Genomic DNA, 18592 nt, shown 5'->3' with positions numbered 1-18592 from the left:
TGTGAACGCGCGACCTTTCGCTTAGTGCCCCGCCTCATGCAAGCCAGTCTCGCCGCACGCAATCTCGCCTGTCGACGCGGAGACCGGCTGTTGTTCCGAAAGTTTGATCTGTCGCTCCACGCTGGTGACACGCTCCACATCACCGGCGCGAACGGGATTGGCAAGTCGAGCCTGATGCGCATCCTCGCTGGGCTCCTGCGCCCGTTCGAGGGCACCGTGAACTCTACCGGATCACTCGCCCTGATGGACGAACGGCTTGCCCTCGATCCGGAATGGCCTTTGGGCAGGTCGCTTGCCTTCTGGCACGCGCTCGATGGCTGCACCGATCCCTCTGATGCGTTGGCGATGATGGATATCGAACCACTGCTTGACGTGCCGGTCCGCTTTCTCTCGACCGGTCAACGCAAACGGGCCGCGTTCGCCCGGTTGCTTAGCGGCTCAGCCGATAACTGGCTGCTGGACGAGCCGTTCAACGGCCTCGACGCCGCCGCACGGGACAAGGTGATCGCGCGCATCCGGCATCATTGCGAGGCCGGTGGGATTTGCGTGATCGCATCGCATCAGGATCTGGGATTCAAGGCTCCAACCCTTGCAATTGAGGATTATGCCACATGATGGGGTTTGGCACCTTGCTCCGGCGCGATCTCGCACTGCTGTTGCCCGGGGGAACGCGCGGTGGCGCAATCTTGCCGCTGATCTTCTTTCTTGCGGTGGCAATGTTGTTCCCTTTCGCGGTCGGCCCCGATGCAGCCTTGCTCGCCCGCACCGGCGGCGGCGTGTTGTGGGTGGCAGCCTTGCTGGCAGCGATCTTGCCGCTCGACAGGCTGGTGGCTGCCGATCTCGGCAGTGGTATTTTTGACCAGCTCGCACTGCGCGGGATCAGCGAAGAAGCGATCATGGCCAGCCGCCTGCTGGCGCATTGGCTGGCCTTCGCCCCGCTATTGCTCGTCGCCTGTTTCCCCGCCGCTGCGCTATTGGGCCTGAGCGGTGAGACCGTGCGTCTTCTGCTTCTGGGGCTGCTGGCCGGAACGCCTGGCCTTGCCGCTATCGGGCTGATGGTTGCCAGCCTGATGGCCAGCCTGCGCGCCGGGGCCGCGTTGGCAGGGTTGATGCTGTTGCCGCTCGCAGTGCCGATCCTGATTTTCGGAGCGGGCAGCCTGTCCCAAGGCGACAATACGGGCATCGCCCTCGCGGGAGCGATCAGCCTGACTCTGTGCGGGATTGCTCCCTTTGCCGCGGGCGCCGCAATCCGGGCGGCGCGCGAAAGTTAGGCGTAGGGCGGCTGATGTTTGCCGGTCGGGCTTGTGGTGAAGATTTCCACCCCGTCTTCGGTGATTGCCATCGAATGTTCGAACTGCGCGCTCAGGCTCTTGTCGCGCGTCACCGCAGTCCAGCCATCTTTCAGCACTTTGCCCCAAGGTTTGCCCAGATTGATCATCGGTTCGATGGTGAAGAACATGCCCGGTTTCAGTTCGGGCCCGGTGCCAGCCTTGGCGGCATGCACCACTTCAGGTGCGTCATGGAACAAGCGGCCCAGGCCATGGCCACAAAATTCGCGCACGACACTGTACCGGTGTTGATGGGCGTAAGCCATGATCGCAGCGCCGATATCGCCCAACCGGGCACCGGGCTGCGCGGCAGCTTCAATCCCTAGCATCAGGCAATCATAGGTCACATCGACCAGCTTTTTCGCCTTCAGCGATGGCTCTCCGGCAAAGAACATCCGGCTGGTGTCACCATGCCAACCATCCAGCAAAGGGGTGACATCGACATTGACGATATCGCCTTCCTTGAAGGTCTTGTCGCTCGGGATGCCGTGGCAGATCACATGGTTGATCGAGATGCAGCTGCTGTGGGTATAGCCGCGATAGCCCAGCGTTGCCGGAACCGCACCGGCATCCAGCATCATCGCGCGGATGGCATCATCAACGCTGGCCGTAGTCCGGCCCGGCTGGACGAGTTCGGCAGTAGCATCAAGGATCTCGGCAGCAAGGCGCCCGGCCTTGCGCATCCCTTCGAACCCGTCGGGCCCGTGGAGTTTGATTGTGCCGTCACGCTGAACGTCATCTTCGCTGGTGATAGTCTGGTATTCGGTCATGTGCGCCTATGTAGCGAGAGATGCGTAACTTTGCGAGGGGCGGGCTATTTCACCGAAAACGCATCGCGATAGGCTGGCTTCACTGTCTCCAGTACCGCAGCTGTCACGGGCAAAGTGACCTCATAGGCCCCTTCCGCGTAGGATCCGGCCACGTAGGGCGGCGCAATCAGCCCGATACGGTTGAACTGCTCTCCGGTCGATGATCCCAGCAGGATAACGAGCTCATCCAGATTGGGACATTCACTAAACAAGCCGTCGCCACCGTCCACCGGTGCGCCACGTCGTTTTGCACGAAGCTGGTCCAGCTGCTCGCAATAATCAGCCGAAAGCGACCTCCGGAGCGCTTCTCCGGAGGTGAAGAGGTCGATCGACTTCAGGCTACGGGCGGCATTCTTGTCCCAAACCAGCGAATCCGAAGTGCTGTTGGGATGCGCACCGCCAGTATAGCTGTAGATATCGGCAGACAGGCTCAGGAAACGCGGCGTATCCGTCACGACTTTCCATTGCGTGCCCTCGGCGTAGGCATTGTAGGGGAAGCCCATTTCCTTCGCGTCAGTCTGCGCCTCGCGGGCTTCCTTGACCAGAGCCGCCTTGGATGCGTCCCGCTTCTTCTCGAACTGCGACTTGAGCGCAGGTATCTCCGCCACAGCGCCCGGATAGGAAAAGTCGAAACTGTAGAGATCGTTCTCGTCCTTCACGGAGACTGTGTCACCAGCAGGAGCCGGTGGTTGCGGCGGAGTTCCAGCGGCCAGCGTAGCTTTGTCCTCAACCCCGGTCGCTTCCGCCACATCCTCAGGCGAGGAACAGGCAACAAGTGCAAGGGCAGGCAAAGCAATGAACACTACAGAGCGCATCCGGATTTTCTCCAACAAGTGCGATTCCCCATGGCATCGCGACACAGCTTATTGCATGGACAATACATGACTTCACCTGAACTGATCCAGCCCGATCGTGGGCAAGACGCAATTTCGATCCATCTTGTCGCCAAAGACGGCTTTGAAGACTGGAGCAAATCGCTCTCCGCAGGGCAACGCTCTGCCCTCGCCGCCCAGAAATTTGACGGCAGCGGCTATCAGGTTGGCATCGTGCCTGATGGGGATAATTGGTTCGCTGTCGGTGGAGTCGCTAATCCTGAAGAACTGTCCAGCTGGTGCCTCGCGAAACTGGCGGAAGCGCTCCCGGCCGGTACCTATAGGCGCGCCGATGGCGAACCCGGTCCCGCACTGCACGGATGGCAAACGGCACAATACTCGTTGGGCCTGTACAAAAAGGACGAAAAGCCAACCGGTCCGCGCATCCTGCTAACCAAGGATGTCAAAGCCATCGATCCGGCCATCGCGGAGGCACAGGCTGTATGCCAGGTGCGCAGAATGGTGGACACGCCCGCGGAGGATATGGGGCCTGCTGCGATGGAGGCGGAATGCCACGCGCTTGCCAAGAAGTATGACGCGAAGTTGAAGGTGACCAAGGGCGATACGCTCGAGCAACGCTATCCCATGGTGCACGCTGTTGGCAGGGCCGCGGCGCGCCATCATGCGCCGCGCATCATGCACCTGACCTGGGGCAAGGAAAGCGACCCCGTGCTGGCCATCGTGGGCAAAGGCGTCGCCTTCGATTCCGGCGGACTCGATGTGAAATCAGCTGTCGGTATGAAGCTGATGAAAAAAGACATGGGCGGCGCAGCCCATGCGATTGCGCTGGCCGGGCTGATTATGGGCGGCGATCTGCCCGTGCGCCTGCACCTGCTCGTGCCTGCAGTCGAGAATGCGATTTCGGGCAACGCCTTCCGGCCGGGCGATGTCCTCAAAACCCGCAAGGGCCTGACAGTGGAGATCGGCAATACCGATGCCGAGGGGCGCCTGATCCTGGGGGATGCCTTGACCCGCGCGAGCGAGGAAGACCCGGATTTGATTATCGATTTTGCGACCCTCACCGGGGCAGCACGCGTGGCCTTGGGTCCAGACTATCCGGCCCTGATGGCGCGCCGGGACGAGACGGCAGAAGCCTTGATTGCCGCGGGCAAGACCTGTGATGACGAACCGTGGCGCTTGCCGCTCCCGTCGGCCTATGCCGAATGGCTCAAATCCGACATAGCGGATCTGAACAATGCCCACGGCAATGCCTATGCCGGTGCCAGCGTAGCGGGATTGTTCCTCGACAGATTTGTCGGCGAAGAGCTCGATTGGGCCCATTTCGACACCTTCGCCTGGCGCCCGTTCGCCAAGCCTGGCCGGCCCAAAGGCGGTGAAGCCTATGGCCTGCGTGCCGCCTGGCACATGTTGCGGGAACGCTTCAGCGCCGGATAATGCAATCTGGCCATGGTTGCGGATAATCGACCTGCACGGTAAGCGCAGGACAAGACCAGACTATGGGGCACTAGACCAATCGTGAGCGCGAGCCCGCACTATCCAATTCCAACCGGCCAGCTGAGCTTGTCCGGCCCAATCGCACGGCCGGAGCCAGGCACATTGCCAATCCGTGGCGATGTGGCCCATATCGCCTTGTCGGACCGGTTCCTCGTGCCCCATTATGTGGTGCCCACCATCATGGAAGTGGCTGCCTCAGCTGCCCCTGTGTATCTGGCGATGGATAGGGAATCTGACGTCATCCTCACCCTCGAACCCGGCGCGACATTCGAAGCTCTCGACGTGACCAGCAACTGGGTCTGGGGTTGCTGTGGCCCGGAAGGCCCCAGCGGCTACGTCGCACGTGACGCCTTCGCTGGCTAATGGGGTATTCGGTCTTCATCGATGGGGCGGCCGGTACAACCGGCCTGGAAATTCGCGACCGCTTGCAAGGCCGGAGCGAATTCCATCTGGTTGTCCTCGATGATGCGCAGCGCAAGGATCCAGACGCGCGGCGGGATGCGCTGAACAGCAGCGATTTTGCCATTTTGTGCCTGCCTGATGAAGCTGCGATAGACGCAGTGTCTTTGATTGATCCGGCATCGCACACGCGGGTTATCGATGCGTCCAGCGCCCACCGCGTTGCCGATGGCTGGACCTACGGGTTTCCCGAGCTGGTAGGGCGCGACCAAGTTGCCAACGCCAAGCGGATAAGCAATCCCGGATGCTATCCGACAGGTTTTCTGGCACTCATTTCCCCGTTGGTGCGCAACGGGCTCCTGCCTGCAGATTGGCCGTTCACCTGCAATGCTGTGAGTGGATTTTCCGGCGGTGGGAAACCGTTGATCGAACGATTCAACGAAGAGCTCGACCTCGCTTATCGGACGTATGGCCTTGCTCTCGACCATAAACACCGCCCGGAAATGCAGAAATACGCGGGATTGAAGCATGAGGTGCTATTTGCGCCCTCTGTGGTCCCTGCCTTTCGCGGAATGCTGGTCGAAGTTCCGCTGCACCTGGGCGCAATGTCAACCAATCCGCACGCCGACAGCCTCCGCGATGCTCTGCGCCTCCACTATGCAAGCTCGCCCGTCGTCACCGTAAATGAGGGCGCAGCCCAAGCCGAACTGACCCTCAACAGCGATCCAGATCCGTGGGACGGAGTCGAATTGTTCGTATTCGCCAACGCAGACAGCGGGAATGCCCGCCTCGTCGCACGGCTCGACAATCTTGGTAAAGGGGCCAGTGGGGCCGCCGTGCAGTCGCTGAACCTGATGGCGGGACTGGACGAGACGACCGGCCTTCGCCTGCCTAAAAAATAGGCAGGTCAGCCCAGCTCTTGGGCACACGCACCCTCGATTTCACCGTCGCACTTCCCCGCTTGCAGCGATTGTCCTAGGCAAAGCGTCTCGCATCTGCACGCAAGTGATTCTGGCATGATTCTTGGATCGCACGCGTAGCAGATAGTTTTGTCAGTCCGCCGGCCCGCACGGGATTGTTCCCGTCTGCGATGTGCCGGCATGAAGTGCAGGGGGACACATCGCGGTGAAAAAGATCGAAGCGATCATCAAACCGTTCAAGCTCGACGAAGTTAAGGAGGCGCTGCACGAAGTTGGCGTTTCCGGCATCACTGTCACCGAAGCCAAGGGGTTTGGCCGGCAGAAGGGCCACACCGAGCTGTATCGTGGCGCCGAGTATGTCGTCGACTTCCTGCCCAAGGTTAAGCTGGAAGTGGTCGTATCCGATGCGGTTGCAGAGAGGGTCGTGGAAGCGATTGCCGGTGCTGCCCAGACCGGCCGGATCGGCGATGGCAAGATCTTCGTCTCCCCGATCGAAAGCGCGTTGCGCATTCGCACCGGCGAAAAAGACGACGACGCAATCTGATTCTCAATCAATATCTACTCCAACAAGGAAACTGACCATGTCGAGCGCGAAAGACGTCCTCAAAGTAATCAAGGAAAACGAGGTTGAATGGGTCGACCTTCGTTTCACTGACCCGAAGGGCAAGTGGCAGCACCTGCAGATGTATGCGGGCGTGATGGACGAGGACGCGCTCGAAGACGGTCTGATGTTTGACGGGTCTTCCATCGAAGGTTGGAAGGCGATCAACGAATCCGACATGATCCTGAAGCCGGATCTGGGGTCGACCTATCTCGATCCGTTTTCCGCAACGCCGATGATGGTCCTGTTCTGCGACATCGTAGAACCTTCGGACGGCCAGCTTTACTCGCGTGATCCGCGTTCGACCGCGAAACGCGCCGAAGCCTATCTGAAGAGCACCGGGATCGGTGACACGGTTTATGTCGGCCCTGAACCTGAATTCTTCATGTTCGACGATGTCCGTTTTGAAGACGGCTATGCCGGTTCCGGCTATGCCATCGACGATGTCGAGCTGCCGACCAACACCGGCAAGGAATATGAAGGCGGTAATATGGGCCATCGGCCGCGTGCCAAGGGTGGGTATTTCCCCGTTGCACCGGTCGACAGCGCGATGGATATCCGTGCGGAAATGGTCTCCACCATGCTGGAAATGGGCCTGCCGATGGACAAGCATCACCACGAAGTCGCCGCGGCACAGCACGAGTTGGGCATTACTTTTGGCGATCTGGTCCAGACCGCCGACCGCGTGCAGGTTTACAAATATGTCGTCCAGCAGGTTGCGCACGCCTACGGCAAGACGGCCACTTTCATGCCCAAGCCGATCAAGGATGATAACGGTTCGGGCATGCACACGCACATGTCGATCTGGAAAGATGGCAAGCCGACTTTCGCAGGCAATGAATATGCCGGCCTGTCGGAAACCTGCCTCTATTTCATCGGCGGTGTGATCAAGCACGCGAAGGCCTGCAACGCTTTCACCAACGCCACAACCAACAGCTACAAGCGCCTGGTTCCAGGTTTCGAAGCACCGGTTTTGCTGGCCTATTCGGCCCGCAACCGTTCCGCCTCGTGCCGTATCCCCTATGGTGCCGGTGACAAGGCGAAGCGCGTGGAATTCCGTTTCCCCGATGCGTTGGCCAATCCGTACCTGGCATTTTCAGCGCTTCTGATGGCGGGCCTCGACGGGATCGAGAATAAGATCCACCCCGGCGATGCCATGGATAAGAACCTCTACGACCTGCCCCCGGCAGAGCTCGCCGACGTTCCGACCGTGTGCGGCAGCTTGCGCGAAGCGCTCGAAGCGCTTGAGGCGGATCACGAATTCTTGCTCAAGGGCGATGTTTTCTCGAAAGACCAGATCGATGCCTATGCCGAGCTGAAATGGGAAGAAGTCAGCCGCTTGGAAACCACGCCGAGCCCGGTCGAGTTCGACATGTATTACAGCTCCTGATCGGGGCCACGAACCTACATCAGAAGGGCGGCAACCGGAAAGCCGGGTGCCGCCCTTCTTCTTGTCTGTCGTAGTCTTGCAGTGGGTCAGTCTGCTTTCACAGCCTTGGCTGCATCAGCAGCGACGAACAGCGAGAGGGCGAACAAGCCGATGTCCTTGAGTAGGAACTGGCCCGGGAGCACCGAGATGCCCAACCCACCGACGCTCGGTTCAAAAACGCCGGGCGTGGTCAGGAAGAAAGATGCCGTCAGGGCGAAGGTAGCTGCGGCGAGATAGCCGCCCAACTGGGCCAGACGCGGCGCGAAGAAGCGCGAAGCGATCAGGAGGCCAATCAGGATTTCGACCGAACCGATGATGTTCGAAATGCCCTGGGCCGAGAAAATGTTGAGCGTGAAGGCGATAAACGGGCTGTTCGCAATCAGGCCGTTGATGGCTTCTGCCTCGTAAGACGTGAACTTCATCCCGCCAAACCAGAAGAAGATGACAGGCAGCGCGACGGTCGCGACGATGCCTGCAATGTTCTGGTCTTTGTTCGGCGTGAATTTGGCTTCGATTGTATCAGTCATTGTGTGTCTCCTGAACCGGCTCCGCGTCATATGAAACGCAGCAGCCCTTATTTGTTACCTTTTGGTCACGAACGACGTATAACGCGTTGCGATCGAATGGCAGTTCGACAGCAAAACGAATTAAGTTACAGAACGGTCACAAAAGATTGGAAAGCCGATGGGACGCGCGAAACTCTATGATCCCCAACACGCTATCGAGGCGATCAAGGCTTCTTTCTGGGCCAACGGCTTCGAGGGCACATCACTACAAATGCTGGAGACCGCCACAGGCCTGCCGAAGCAAACCCTGTACCGCGAATTTGGAGACAAACGGCAGATGTATCTCGCCGCCCTAGCTGACTACGAGCGCAGCGAGATTCGCTCTGCAGCGGAAGTGATGCGGAGCGCTGCCGATGCAAGAGCAGCGTTTGCGGCCCTGTTCGACATGATCCTGGCGGATGCCATGCAATGCGAGGATCGACACGGCTGCTTCCTGTGCAATGCGAGCGCCGATCGGACCTCGATCAATCATACGATCTCTGGCGCTGTGGAGGATGCCCTCGAAAGGTGGCGCACAGTCTTGTCTGACACACTGGAGAAGAGCGGTCTGGATACCCAACTGACCGATCCGATGCTTGCCGGCTATATCGGCTTGCGGATCCTGTCACGGGCAGGCGCTCGGGTTGCCCAATTGCAACATGCGGTGTCAGGGCTGCTGTCGCTGCTTCCTGACGAGGACTAACCCCGTCCGGCACAGTCACCGTGGCATGAGCATCCCGCGTCGCCCGCACACCCAGAACGTCGCGAACAGGACCAGCACCCAGAACAGCGTGAGAATCTCGATCATAGTGGGCGCGCGCAAATTTCCGATATGGGCCAACAGCGCCCAGCCCCCGAGAATGGCAAAGGTAAGATAATAGGCCATGCTGGCCGTTTCAGAGCTTACGGCCCGCATCAACTCGTCGGCATGCTGCATCGAGATGCGAGTGCCCCAGGCGGCGATTGCAAACAGGACGATCGAAGCTGTGATCGTCGTTGTGCTGCTCAGGAGGCCGCCGGGCCCTCCCATAACGATCACAATCAGCAATACCCCCAGCGCCAATGTCCCGATGGCGCTTCCTTTGAGCGTTTGTTGCATCTCCTCCAGTTCCTCGGGGTCTTCGACATTGAGAAACTTGGCGCCATAGGTGGGGCTGATCACGCCAAAACCGACCGAGAGACCCATGATCAGATAGATCACTGCGACCAGCAACGCGATTGAGCTGGACGTGCTGATGGCCCCGAACAGACCTGCATCATCCATCTGCAGGACCGAAAACGCGCCGGCAAAACCGGCCACACCCCCGATTACCATCGAGAACAAAAATTTGCGCCATTTGGGTTTGGCTTCACTGGTGCTTGTCATCTCAAACGTCTCCGTCGGGTTGCCAATCGTCGATGAACAGGTCTGGCACGCTCACGGCGAACAGTTTCGCCATGCGCAGAGCCAGCGGCAAAGAGGGGTCATACTTGTCGGTCTCGACCGCATTGATGGTCTGCCGAGAAACGCCGAGGCGCTTGGCCAGCTCACCCTGGCTCCAGCCGCGACCTTCACGATAATCCTTCACCCGGTTGAGCACAGAATCGCTCCCTTGCCTGTAAAGAGGTCTTTACTGTAAAGAGTTCTTGTCAGTCAAGAGCTCTTTACATGCGTACGTCAAGAACCGTCAGTAATCGCGGCTTATCTCGACGACCGCGCTTTCGCGCCCCGCCGTTGAAACGGCTGCCAGAAGCGAGAGCCAACTGGTCACTCGGAATTCCACCTCTGTCGCGCTATATCCACGTCCATCGGTAATCAGTTCAACATAGAAACTGCGGCCAATATTCTTGCCCAGGGCCACGCCCGCACTTCGGCCCAGCGCCGGGTCGGCACCCACGATGCGCAGTCGATCCAGCCCAATGGCGCTGCGCAACTGATTGATCGGATCAAGCCCGCCTCCACCGCGCAGGGAAGCCAGTGCCGCACCCAGTTGGACGGCGTCAGTCGCCGACAGATCCGTGATCGATCCGCCAAACAACAGACGCGCCAGGATTTCCTCTTCCGGCAAAGCCGGAGTGGAACTGAAGGCAATTTCCGGCTGGGTCGCGCTGCCCTGCACAGAGACATTCACATCGACGCCATTCTGCTGGCTTTCCGCGATGATATCGATCTGCGGATCAATCGGAACGCGTTCGTCGAAGGCAATTCGCCCCCTTACCAACTCGAAACGTGTGCCGGCAAAGCTATAGAACCCTCGCACTACCCTCGCGGCACCGCCGATACGTGGATCGTCGGTGGTACCGCGCAATCGGATGTTTGCCTCCCATTCGCTGTCGAGGCCGAGCCCGTCGACATCCACACGGCTATCGGCCGTTGCGTTGATTAGATAGCGCCACGGCGCTCCTCGAATGCGCGCAGGGGCGACATCAGCGGGTGCGTTGATCTCGCGGGTGGCAATCGTGGGCAAGCTGACATCGTCCGCTGCGATGCCCAGCTTCCAACTGGCGCGGTCAATTTGCAGCTTACCGGCGATCGTGCCGCCAATACCGTTGGACACAATCCGCAACGGACCAGTCACCGTCGCATCAATGCCCAATGCATCCAGCAATTGCGCATTCTTGGCTGCAATCCGCAGGTCCAATTCCGGCCCGCGTGTCGCGCTGAGATTGGCGAGGTCGACCACGCCACTGCCGCTGACCGAACCGCCATTCGACGCCGTCCCGGCAAAGCGGGTGAGGCGCAAGCGCGATCCGGCAAACGTGCCACGGGCCGAGACATCGCGGATATCGGTTCCGGAAAGGACGCTCTGGACTCGCAAATCATCGCTCCCGACGGAACCGAGAACGCGGGGATTGGCGAGCGTTCCGGTTACGTCTGCCGCAAGGCTGACCGGGCCAGTAAAGTCGAACGCATCGATGGCTGCCAAGCGCCACAGCGCCTGTGCTGGGCCGGAATAGCGCAATTGCGCAAAGAGGTCGCCCGCATTCAATCGGGTAAACAGGTCACCTGATTGCCGCAAGTTCGTAATCCGCCCCTGCAAACGCCCCCGCTGGTTGTCGGCATCATCGATGACGGCGCGTGCCTCCAGCCGGGACGGCGTAAGCTTGGTGACGAGGGCAAGATCGACAGGACGGGATGCCAGCACAACGCCGGAACGGGTTAGATTGTCGACTTGGACCCGCGCCTCCCCGGTTGGCAATCCCCCTCGTGGAGCGCTGAAGTCCACGATTCCTGAAATGTCTCCGCCCAATCCAAGATCGGCCACGGCAATGTCGACCAAGGACAGCGGCATGTCGTCCAGCGCGAGGCGAATGCGCGCATCTCCGCCGCCAAACTGCCCCTGTGCCAGCGCACTGCCGGAACCGTAAGAGAATTGCGTTTCTGCAAGATTCCACGCGCCAGACGCTGTCTTGGTCAGCACCGCCCTACGGGGCATGCGAATGGCTTTTCCGGCGAAGTTTCCGCGCGCTGCAAGTGCTAGGCGCTCTGGCGCCACATCCGCATTCACTTGCAGCGCAAACCGGCTCCCGCGCCTGCCCGCAAGAGAGGCTGTTACCGTGCCTGCACCATTTTCCAGCTCTGCATTGGCCGCCATCCGCCCGATAAAGACTGTGCCATAGCGCACCCCTTGCGCGAAGACGCTCGCCTCAAGGGTGCTGTTGCCGTCCACCAGCAGGCCCGAACCATCGATATTGGCGCGGGCCAGCGAAATCGGCGTATCGCCGCCAAAACTCGCATTGCGCGCGGTGAGCTCGACATTGAAATACTGGCCGCCCCTGCGTGGACTGATACCGATGGTGCCATTCAAGCCGCCACCGGAGAGATCCAGCGTGCCGCTCACACCCGTATCGCCCAAAGTGATCGCACCGGTAATGCCAGTCTTCCAGAGATTGAACCGTTCGACCGCAATCCGGGTTGGGCCGTCGGCTGGAGAAACAAGGCCAAGATCGCCATCAAACCGGCCGAGCAGTGAATCCCCCTCGGTGGCGATGGCAAACCCGTTTTCGGTCGGGCTGAGGGCCACGCGTACATCGGCCAATCCGGCGGCTGGCAGCGGATTGGCAAACACCAGGACCGCCTCTGGGCCGCTCTCGTTCAAAGCGCCTTCGATTGTAAAAGTGCCGTAATCGGTATGGCTGCCATTCCCCGCCAGCGTTGTCCGCCCATCGGCGATGGCACCATCGAGCTGCAATTTGAGCTTGTCCGAATCGAGGCTAACATCGCGAAAATCGATCGGACCGGCTCCGCCCAGTGAAACACCGCCACCAAAAGTGATGCGTGGACCCGCCAGATTGGCGATCGTCGCGTTGGTGACGTCGAAAACCGTCCCGCGCACATCGGCGGAGAGGGTCCAGGGATTGTCGCCCGCGAGGACGAAATCAATGTCGCCACCCGCATTTACGCGGCCTACATTCTCGAAAGTCAGACCGTTAATCGCAACGGGGCCCTGAAGCTGGTAGCGACCACTGGCCAGATTACCGTCGAAAGCGAGTTGCGCATTGGCATCAGGAAAAGCGATCCGCAGGCTTTCTGCCCGCACAGTATCGCCCGACAGGATGATACTGCCGCCGAGTCGTCCATCCACCAAGCGTGGATCAATCAGGGCTGTCCCTGTCTCGACCCGCCCGATATCGGCCACGAAGGGAAGCGCCCAGCGCGTACCATCGTAGCGCGCGGTTCCTTCCTCCGCGATGCCGGAAACCGTGGTTTCGCCTGAAACCAACCTCGAAATCGTCAGACGGTGATCGACGGCCAGATCACGAAAATCTCCATCGGCAGTCCCGGCAAGCTGGGTCCCTTCCAGTAGCAAGCTCTCCCCGAACAGGTCGGGATTGGTCAATTGAAGCGCAAAGTCGACCGCATCGAGATCGTTCGCCTCGAGGTCGACGGCCCCGTCTGCGCGCACCCTCAGGCTCGCCCCGCGAAGCCGAACCGCACCGTCCAGCACGCTTTCCTCCAGAGTAGAGAAAGCCGCGAAATCGACTTGAGAGCCCAAGACATCAGCAGGCAGGCCCTGCAGGATCGCGGATGGATCGGCCCGTCCGACAATGCCGTAGAGACCCGCTTTGTTGGTCAGGCGGAAGCCACCGACCATCCGCTCGTTACGGTCAATGACCAGATAGCCGCGCCAATCCTGCCATGTGCCGCCACCGCGAATCTTTGCCTCATATCCGGCCTTCGCGCCCAGCAGTCCGGCGATCACTCCGCCCTGATTGGCGACATAGTCGAGATCCAGATCAAACCGGTCGCCATCCGGCTCTGCCTCCAATTCGACCAGAAAGCGGTCGACGGTACCCAACTGCCCCTCGGTATGCACGATCGCCCGCCCGTCAGTGACATCCGCTTTTGCGGTCAGGTTCGCGGTATGCGCTGTATCATCGATAACACCTGCGGCGATGGTGAAATCCTCGATCGCCAATTGATCGATCCTGATATCGAAACTCGGCAGTATCGGCGCATCCGGATCGCCCGGCAAAAGTTCGGGCAGCCGTAACAACGTGCCCCGCCGCGCAATCAGCTTGCGGACATCCAGACCGCTCGTCAGCCATGACAGCGGCTGCCAATCCACCTCGGCCTCCGGGATCGTCAGGAAACGCCCCTCGGGATCGGAGAGAATAACGTCGCGCAGGATTGCGTCGCGAAAAATGTCGCCTTCAATGCGGCCTACCTCGATCCGGAGGCCGGATGCCGGCGCGACACTGGCGATCTGGTCCGCAATGAACCGTTTGCCAATCGGCGAATTAAGCAGCGCTACAGTACCGACAATGACCAGGAGCAAGGCACCCAGCACGATGCCTATCCGCTTGCCCCATTTGCGTTTGCGCCCATTCCGTTCGCTTGCCGCTTCCTCTGCCATCAGAAAGCCTGCCCCAACGACACGTAAACTGCGACCGGGCTATCATCGGGATCGGGATTGAGCGGCACGCCCACATCAACACGGATCGGTCCGAACCCGGTTTTGTAGCGCACACCGACCCCTGCCGCGTATTTGATAAAGCGGAAGTCGGGGGTGGATTCGATGGACACAGACGCTGCATCGAAGAACGGCACGACCGAAACCGCGCCATCAAGAAATCCGGTCTGGATGCGAGCTTCGACGGATGCTTCGACCAGCGAGCGTCCGCCGGTCGGCTCCCCAAGATCATTCTTGGGTCCGATGGTCTGGAATCCGTAACCGCGCACCGACCCGCCGCCGCCAGCATAAAGCCTGCGCGAAGGGGCAATCGCAAAGGTAGGAGCGCCCGCCACAGTCGCACCGCGCAGTCGCCCGGCCAGGACAACGCGCTCGCCCACCGATTTGTAAATGCTCGCATCGGCCTGGCTGCGCACATAGAAGAACCGCTCGCCCGACGTTTGCGAGATTTCCGGCGCAACGAAGCCAGCCACCCGGAAGCCTTCGGTCGGGTCCAGCAGGGAATCGGTTGAATCGATCGCTGCGCGTCCGAATGCTGAACCGATGAAGTACGTCTGGCGAGGTCTCTCAATTCCGCCGATCACCCTGTTCCGTTCATCGGTGGCGAGGACTTCAGCACCAATCTGCCAACTAAAGGGTTTTTGGAACAACAGGTTGGAAACCCGTTCATAGGCACCGCGCAAGGCGACCGTCTTGGCGTCGAAGGCGTCTGTTTCGACATCAGAGGCATAGGCGTCAACTGTCAGGATCTTATCCCGTCCGCCAAAGTTGTTCTTGCGGAACGTGATCCCGGCAAGCTGTTCCTGAGTGCCAATAATGCCGCGTATCCGCAGCGAGCCTTCGGGCGGGAACAGGTTCCGGTGTTCCCAGCTTCCCTGAATTCGGAAACCCTCTTCGGAACCGTAGCCAACAGCGCCCGCTATCGTCCGCAATGGCGCCTTCGCCATTTCAACGTCGAGGTCGACAATTCCCGGCTCGCCCGCGATGGGCGCCTGCACCTCGCGCGGGGTCACTGTGACGCTGGAGACGAGCCCGGTGGCGGTAACCGCCCGGCGCAAATCGGAAACTATGCTCCGCTTAAAAGTGTATCCCGGATCAAATCTGGAAATGTTCAGCAAATGCTTGTCGGACAGGAACCGAGGAAGATTGGAATTGACCTGGCCCAGGACATATTTGCCGCCGGGCGTGACCTTCAGGGTCAGATCGCCTTCCCCTCGATCATGATCGATCAAGAGCTCGGGCGCATCGATTTTCGCGAACGGATATCCCGTTTCCCCGAGAGCAACATCTAGATCAATCTGCTCCTCAACGATCTGGTCACTCGACATCGGATCGCCGGACCGGATTTCAAACGCATTGCGCAGGCTTGCGAAATCCGGTGCCTGATCAAGCTGGCCGAGATCAATCGCCCCGAAGTTGTAGCGCGGCCCCGGGACAATATCGAAACGCACCTGCGGCCGTTCGTCCGCAGATTCAGCCGACGCCGGTCCGACTGTCCGGATCACCTGCCCGTCATAATAGCCATAGACCCGGAGCAGATTGGCCAGCAGTTCCTCGTCCGCACGGGCACGCGCCGCCAGTTGCGCAACGTTGCTGTCGCCATCTTCATAGGCTTCGATTGTCGAGAGCGCATTGAACCGCTCGACAAACACATCCTGCAGCGGAAAGACGTTGTCCCCGTTGGGGAATGCCAGAACCAACTGGTCTGTCAGCGCGACGGTACGCGCATCGGGCAGCAACGGCCCCAATTCCTGATCAATACCTGCAAAACGGACATCATCATCGGCCTCTAGCGGCTCGATTGAGGGCAACTCCAGCCGTTCGGGCCATTCGATCGAAAGCTCTGGCATCTCGGCCAGCGGGCTATCCGGTCGCAGATCTACCGGTGGCACGGGTGCGCCAGTTGTATCGATCGGTGTCGGCTCTTCGGGTGGCACGCCATCTGCCGCCCACGCTTCGCTGTCGGCAACCGCCTCGTCCGGAATCAAATCATCAAGACGGGCCGTATCGGCCGGGTCCTGGGCCAAGGCTGTCGTCGGGAGTGTTGCAAAAAGAGCGGCAGCGATTGCCGCGAGTGCGGGCTTATCCCGCCGTGGTGCAGTGCTTTGCCTGAGGGAACTTGGCAGCAGCGCCTTCGTCGCGCTTGGCATGCGCGGCGCGGATGAGCTTGTCTTGAGTCTCGTTCGACATCCGGCTCCAGCCCGCGGGGCCGAGTCGATCGATCGGGCGATACCGGATCTTGTATTCCATCCGGCCCGAGCCCTCGACCCAATATCCCAGATAGACATAGGGCAGGCCTTCTTCCGCAGCGCGGCGGATATGGTCCAGAATGATGTAGTTCCCAAGGCCCGACCGTTCTTTATGCTCAGGGTCGTAGAAGCTGTAGATCATCGACAACCCGTCGCCCTGCCGATCTGTGAGACACGCCCCGACCAATTTGCCGGGCTCTCCATTCTCGGTGGGCTCTCTATATTCAATCACATAGCTTGAGACGGGCGTATGTTCCACCATGTCTGCATAATCCATCTCGTCCATTGCAGCCATTCCCCCGTCAGGGTGGCGCTTGTCGAGATAGCTGCGCAGCAATTCGAATTGTTCAGACGTTGCCCACGGGCGACACTCGGTTGTCACAAGGTCGCTGTTGCGGCGAAGATTTTTGCGCTGGGTCCCGGAAGGGGCGAATTCGCCCGCAACCACGCGGACCGAAACACAGGCCTGGCAATCGACACAGCTCGGCCGGTAGGCAACTGTCTGACTGCGCCGGAATCCGATCCGGCCAAGCGCCTCATTGAGCTGATCCGCATGTGGACCTTTGAGCTCGGTGAAGACCTTACGCTCCGTCTTGCCCGGCAGATAGGGGCACGGCGCAGGGCTCGTCACAAAAAAGCGGGGGAAGCGAACGGGGGCCGTCACGGCTGGGCTATGGCTCCTGTCGAGCAGATGAGAATCGAAGCTTTTGCGTGATCACTGATATGCCCGACAGACCGCGCCGGTAAAAGACCCTTAACCATGAAACACGGTTAATCTTTGATTAGTTTGCACAATTTCTATCTGGTTACCAACGGCTTGGTCCGCGGCTACTTGTCCAGCTCGACCGGCTTAACTTCCCAACCCTTTTGCCGCAGCGAGGTGACCAGCGATTCCAGCTGACCCGCATCACGCGCCTCGCACTCGATATCGGTGATCAGCCCCTTGGCCGGTAGATTGGTGAAAATCCGCTGGTGATAGATCTCGATGATGTTGACATTGTGCGCGTCGAATTCACGCATGACATTGAACAACGCGCCAGGGCGATCCTTCAACGTGATCCGCAAACGGGCCAAGCGCCCTGCCCGTGCCAGATCGCGCAGAAGGACATTAGCGAGCAGGCGAGAATCGATATTTCCGCCGCACAGGACCAGCCCGATCCGGCGGTCCTTGAATTTCTCGGGATTGGCCAGGATTGCTGCCAGACCAGCAGCGCCTGCTCCTTCGACCACGGTTTTTTCGATCTGGAGCAGAAGCGAAACCGCGTTCTCAAGCTTCGGCTCGTTGACCAACAGTATCTCGTCAACATTCCTGGCGATCACTTTGGAGGTGAATTTGCCGGGCGCCTTGACCGCAATCCCTTCCGCCAGCGTGTCGCCGCCGCAATCCTTGTCGAGACCGTTAATCTGCGCGTACATCGAAGGATAAAGCTCGGCCTGCACACCGACCACTTTCATATCCGGATAGAGCGCCGTGGCGACGGTCGACATGCCCGACATCAACCCGCCCCCGCCAATTGGCGTGACGATGCAGTCCAGGTCCGGGGCGTCTTCAAACATCTCGAGCGCTACAGTCCCCGCCCCGGCGGCCACATGCGGGTCGTCGAACGGGTGCACGAAAGTCAGGCCTAGCTCTTCTTCCAGTGCGCGCGCATGGGCGTAGGCATCGTCGAAGGTCTCGCCCTCCAGCACGACATTTCCGCCGACACTCTCTGTCTGCATCACTTTGACGGAGGGCGTCGTGCGGGGCATCACGATGGTAACGGGCACGCCCAAGCGGGTGCCATGATAGGATAGCCCTTGGCTGTGGTTACCTGCCGATGCCGCGATAACGCCGCGCTCGCGCTGTTCGTCGCTCAGCTGCAGCAGTGCGTTAAGGGCACCGCGCTCCTTGTATGCGGCGGTAAACTGCAGGTTTTCGAATTTGAGGAAAATTTCTGCCCCGGTAATCCGTGACAATGTGATCGAATGCATCGTCGGCGTGCGCACAACCGCACCCTTGATCCGTTCCGCAGCGGCGCGAACATCGTCAATCGTCAGCAGCGCAGTATCGTTGCCGGTTTCCGTAGGGTCTTTTGCGTCCATGGCCGCGCG

General features: G+C 60.0%; 17 protein-coding genes. 8 read left to right on the top strand and 9 right to left on the bottom strand.

Annotated features, from left to right (window positions below):
* Positions 1–36: 36 nt before the first annotated feature.
* Positions 37–615 carry a heme ABC exporter ATP-binding protein CcmA gene (gene ccmA, locus ABD653_RS12910; protein ID WP_160779052.1) on the top strand — a complete coding sequence of 193 codons (579 nt, stop codon included), beginning with the start codon at positions 37–39 and terminating at the stop codon, positions 613–615.
* The gene (locus ABD653_RS12905) at positions 612–1271 is read left to right on the top strand and encodes a heme exporter protein CcmB (protein WP_160779051.1); all 660 of its coding nucleotides are present in this window, start codon (positions 612–614) and stop codon (positions 1269–1271) included. Before ccmA ends, ABD653_RS12905 begins: the two co-directional genes overlap by 4 nt.
* On the opposite strand, the gene map is transcribed toward ABD653_RS12905, so the two are convergent.
* Together map and ABD653_RS12895 are read right to left on the bottom strand one after the other, a co-directional pair.
* Positions 1268–2098: a type I methionyl aminopeptidase gene (gene map / locus ABD653_RS12900; RefSeq protein WP_160779050.1), complete on the bottom strand. Its 831-nt coding sequence runs from the start codon at positions 2096–2098 to the stop codon at positions 1268–1270. The two genes, ABD653_RS12905 and map, sit on opposite strands and share 4 nt — an antisense overlap.
* A 44-nt stretch (positions 2099–2142) precedes the next feature.
* Positions 2143–2952, bottom strand: coding sequence for a DUF4163 domain-containing protein (locus ABD653_RS12895; RefSeq protein WP_160779049.1), 810 nt, complete (start codon positions 2950–2952; stop codon positions 2143–2145).
* A gap of 66 nt (positions 2953–3018) precedes the next feature.
* On the opposite strand from ABD653_RS12895, the gene ABD653_RS12890 reads away from it, so the two are divergent.
* From ABD653_RS12890 to glnA, 5 genes are all read left to right on the top strand, one after another.
* A complete protein-coding gene (locus ABD653_RS12890) occupies positions 3019–4404 on the top strand; it encodes a leucyl aminopeptidase family protein (RefSeq protein ID WP_160779048.1) in 1386 nt (461 codons plus the stop codon).
* Positions 4405–4485: 81 nt separating this feature from the next.
* Positions 4486–4827, top strand: coding sequence for a hypothetical protein (locus ABD653_RS12885; protein ID WP_160779047.1), 342 nt, complete (start codon positions 4486–4488; stop codon positions 4825–4827).
* Complete coding sequence (gene argC / locus ABD653_RS12880) at positions 4827–5765, top strand: N-acetyl-gamma-glutamyl-phosphate reductase (protein ID WP_160779046.1); 939 nt, start codon at positions 4827–4829, stop codon at positions 5763–5765. The genes ABD653_RS12885 and argC overlap by 1 nt, the downstream gene beginning before the upstream one ends.
* Positions 5766–5988: 223 nt before the next feature.
* Complete coding sequence (locus ABD653_RS12875; RefSeq protein ID WP_160779045.1) at positions 5989–6327, top strand: P-II family nitrogen regulator; 339 nt, start codon at positions 5989–5991, stop codon at positions 6325–6327.
* Between the two features lie 37 nt (positions 6328–6364).
* Positions 6365–7774: a type I glutamate--ammonia ligase gene (gene glnA, locus ABD653_RS12870; protein ID WP_160779044.1), complete on the top strand. Its 1410-nt coding sequence runs from the start codon at positions 6365–6367 to the stop codon at positions 7772–7774.
* 86 nt (positions 7775–7860) lie between these two features.
* On the opposite strand, the gene ABD653_RS12865 is transcribed toward glnA, so the two are convergent.
* Entirely contained in the window at positions 7861–8340 is a 480-nt protein-coding gene (locus ABD653_RS12865) for a DUF417 family protein (RefSeq protein WP_160779043.1), read from the bottom strand.
* Positions 8341–8497: 157 nt separating this feature from the next.
* Between ABD653_RS12865 and ABD653_RS12860 the strand changes: the two genes are divergently transcribed.
* Positions 8498–9061: a TetR/AcrR family transcriptional regulator gene (locus ABD653_RS12860; RefSeq protein WP_160779042.1), complete on the top strand. Its 564-nt coding sequence runs from the start codon at positions 8498–8500 to the stop codon at positions 9059–9061.
* A gap of 15 nt (positions 9062–9076) precedes the next feature.
* Here the strand turns inward: ABD653_RS12860 and ABD653_RS12855 are convergent, their stop codons facing one another.
* The 6 genes from ABD653_RS12855 to ABD653_RS12830 all read right to left on the bottom strand — a co-directional run bounded on the left by ABD653_RS12855 (position 9077) and on the right by ABD653_RS12830 (position 18583).
* On the bottom strand, positions 9077–9724 hold the full coding sequence (locus ABD653_RS12855; RefSeq protein ID WP_160779041.1) for a hypothetical protein: 648 nt from the start codon (positions 9722–9724) through the stop codon (positions 9077–9079).
* A gap of 1 nt (position 9725) precedes the next feature.
* The gene (locus ABD653_RS12850; RefSeq protein WP_160779040.1) at positions 9726–9938 is read right to left on the bottom strand and encodes a helix-turn-helix transcriptional regulator; all 213 of its coding nucleotides are present in this window, start codon (positions 9936–9938) and stop codon (positions 9726–9728) included.
* Positions 9939–10025: 87 nt separating this feature from the next.
* On the bottom strand, positions 10026–14195 hold the full coding sequence (locus ABD653_RS12845; RefSeq protein ID WP_160779039.1) for a translocation/assembly module TamB domain-containing protein: 4170 nt from the start codon (positions 14193–14195) through the stop codon (positions 10026–10028).
* Positions 14195–16279: an autotransporter assembly complex protein TamA gene (locus tag ABD653_RS12840; protein ID WP_234032157.1), complete on the bottom strand. Its 2085-nt coding sequence runs from the start codon at positions 16277–16279 to the stop codon at positions 14195–14197. Before ABD653_RS12840 ends, ABD653_RS12845 begins: the two co-directional genes overlap by 1 nt.
* 55 nt (positions 16280–16334) lie before the next feature.
* Positions 16335–17165, bottom strand: coding sequence for an arginyltransferase (locus ABD653_RS12835; protein ID WP_160779037.1), 831 nt, complete (start codon positions 17163–17165; stop codon positions 16335–16337).
* 164 nt (positions 17166–17329) lie between these two features.
* Positions 17330–18583 carry a threonine ammonia-lyase gene (locus ABD653_RS12830; RefSeq protein ID WP_160779036.1) on the bottom strand — a complete coding sequence of 418 codons (1254 nt, stop codon included), beginning with the start codon at positions 18581–18583 and terminating at the stop codon, positions 17330–17332.
* Between the last annotated feature and the right edge of the window lie 9 nt (positions 18584–18592).

The sequence above is a fragment of the Parerythrobacter jejuensis genome, assembly GCF_039536765.1.
Taxonomy (GTDB): Bacteria; Pseudomonadota; Alphaproteobacteria; order Sphingomonadales; family Sphingomonadaceae; genus Parerythrobacter; species Parerythrobacter jejuensis.
Note: the sequence above shows the minus strand (reverse complement) of the source record. Positions and strands in the feature narration are given on the sequence as shown.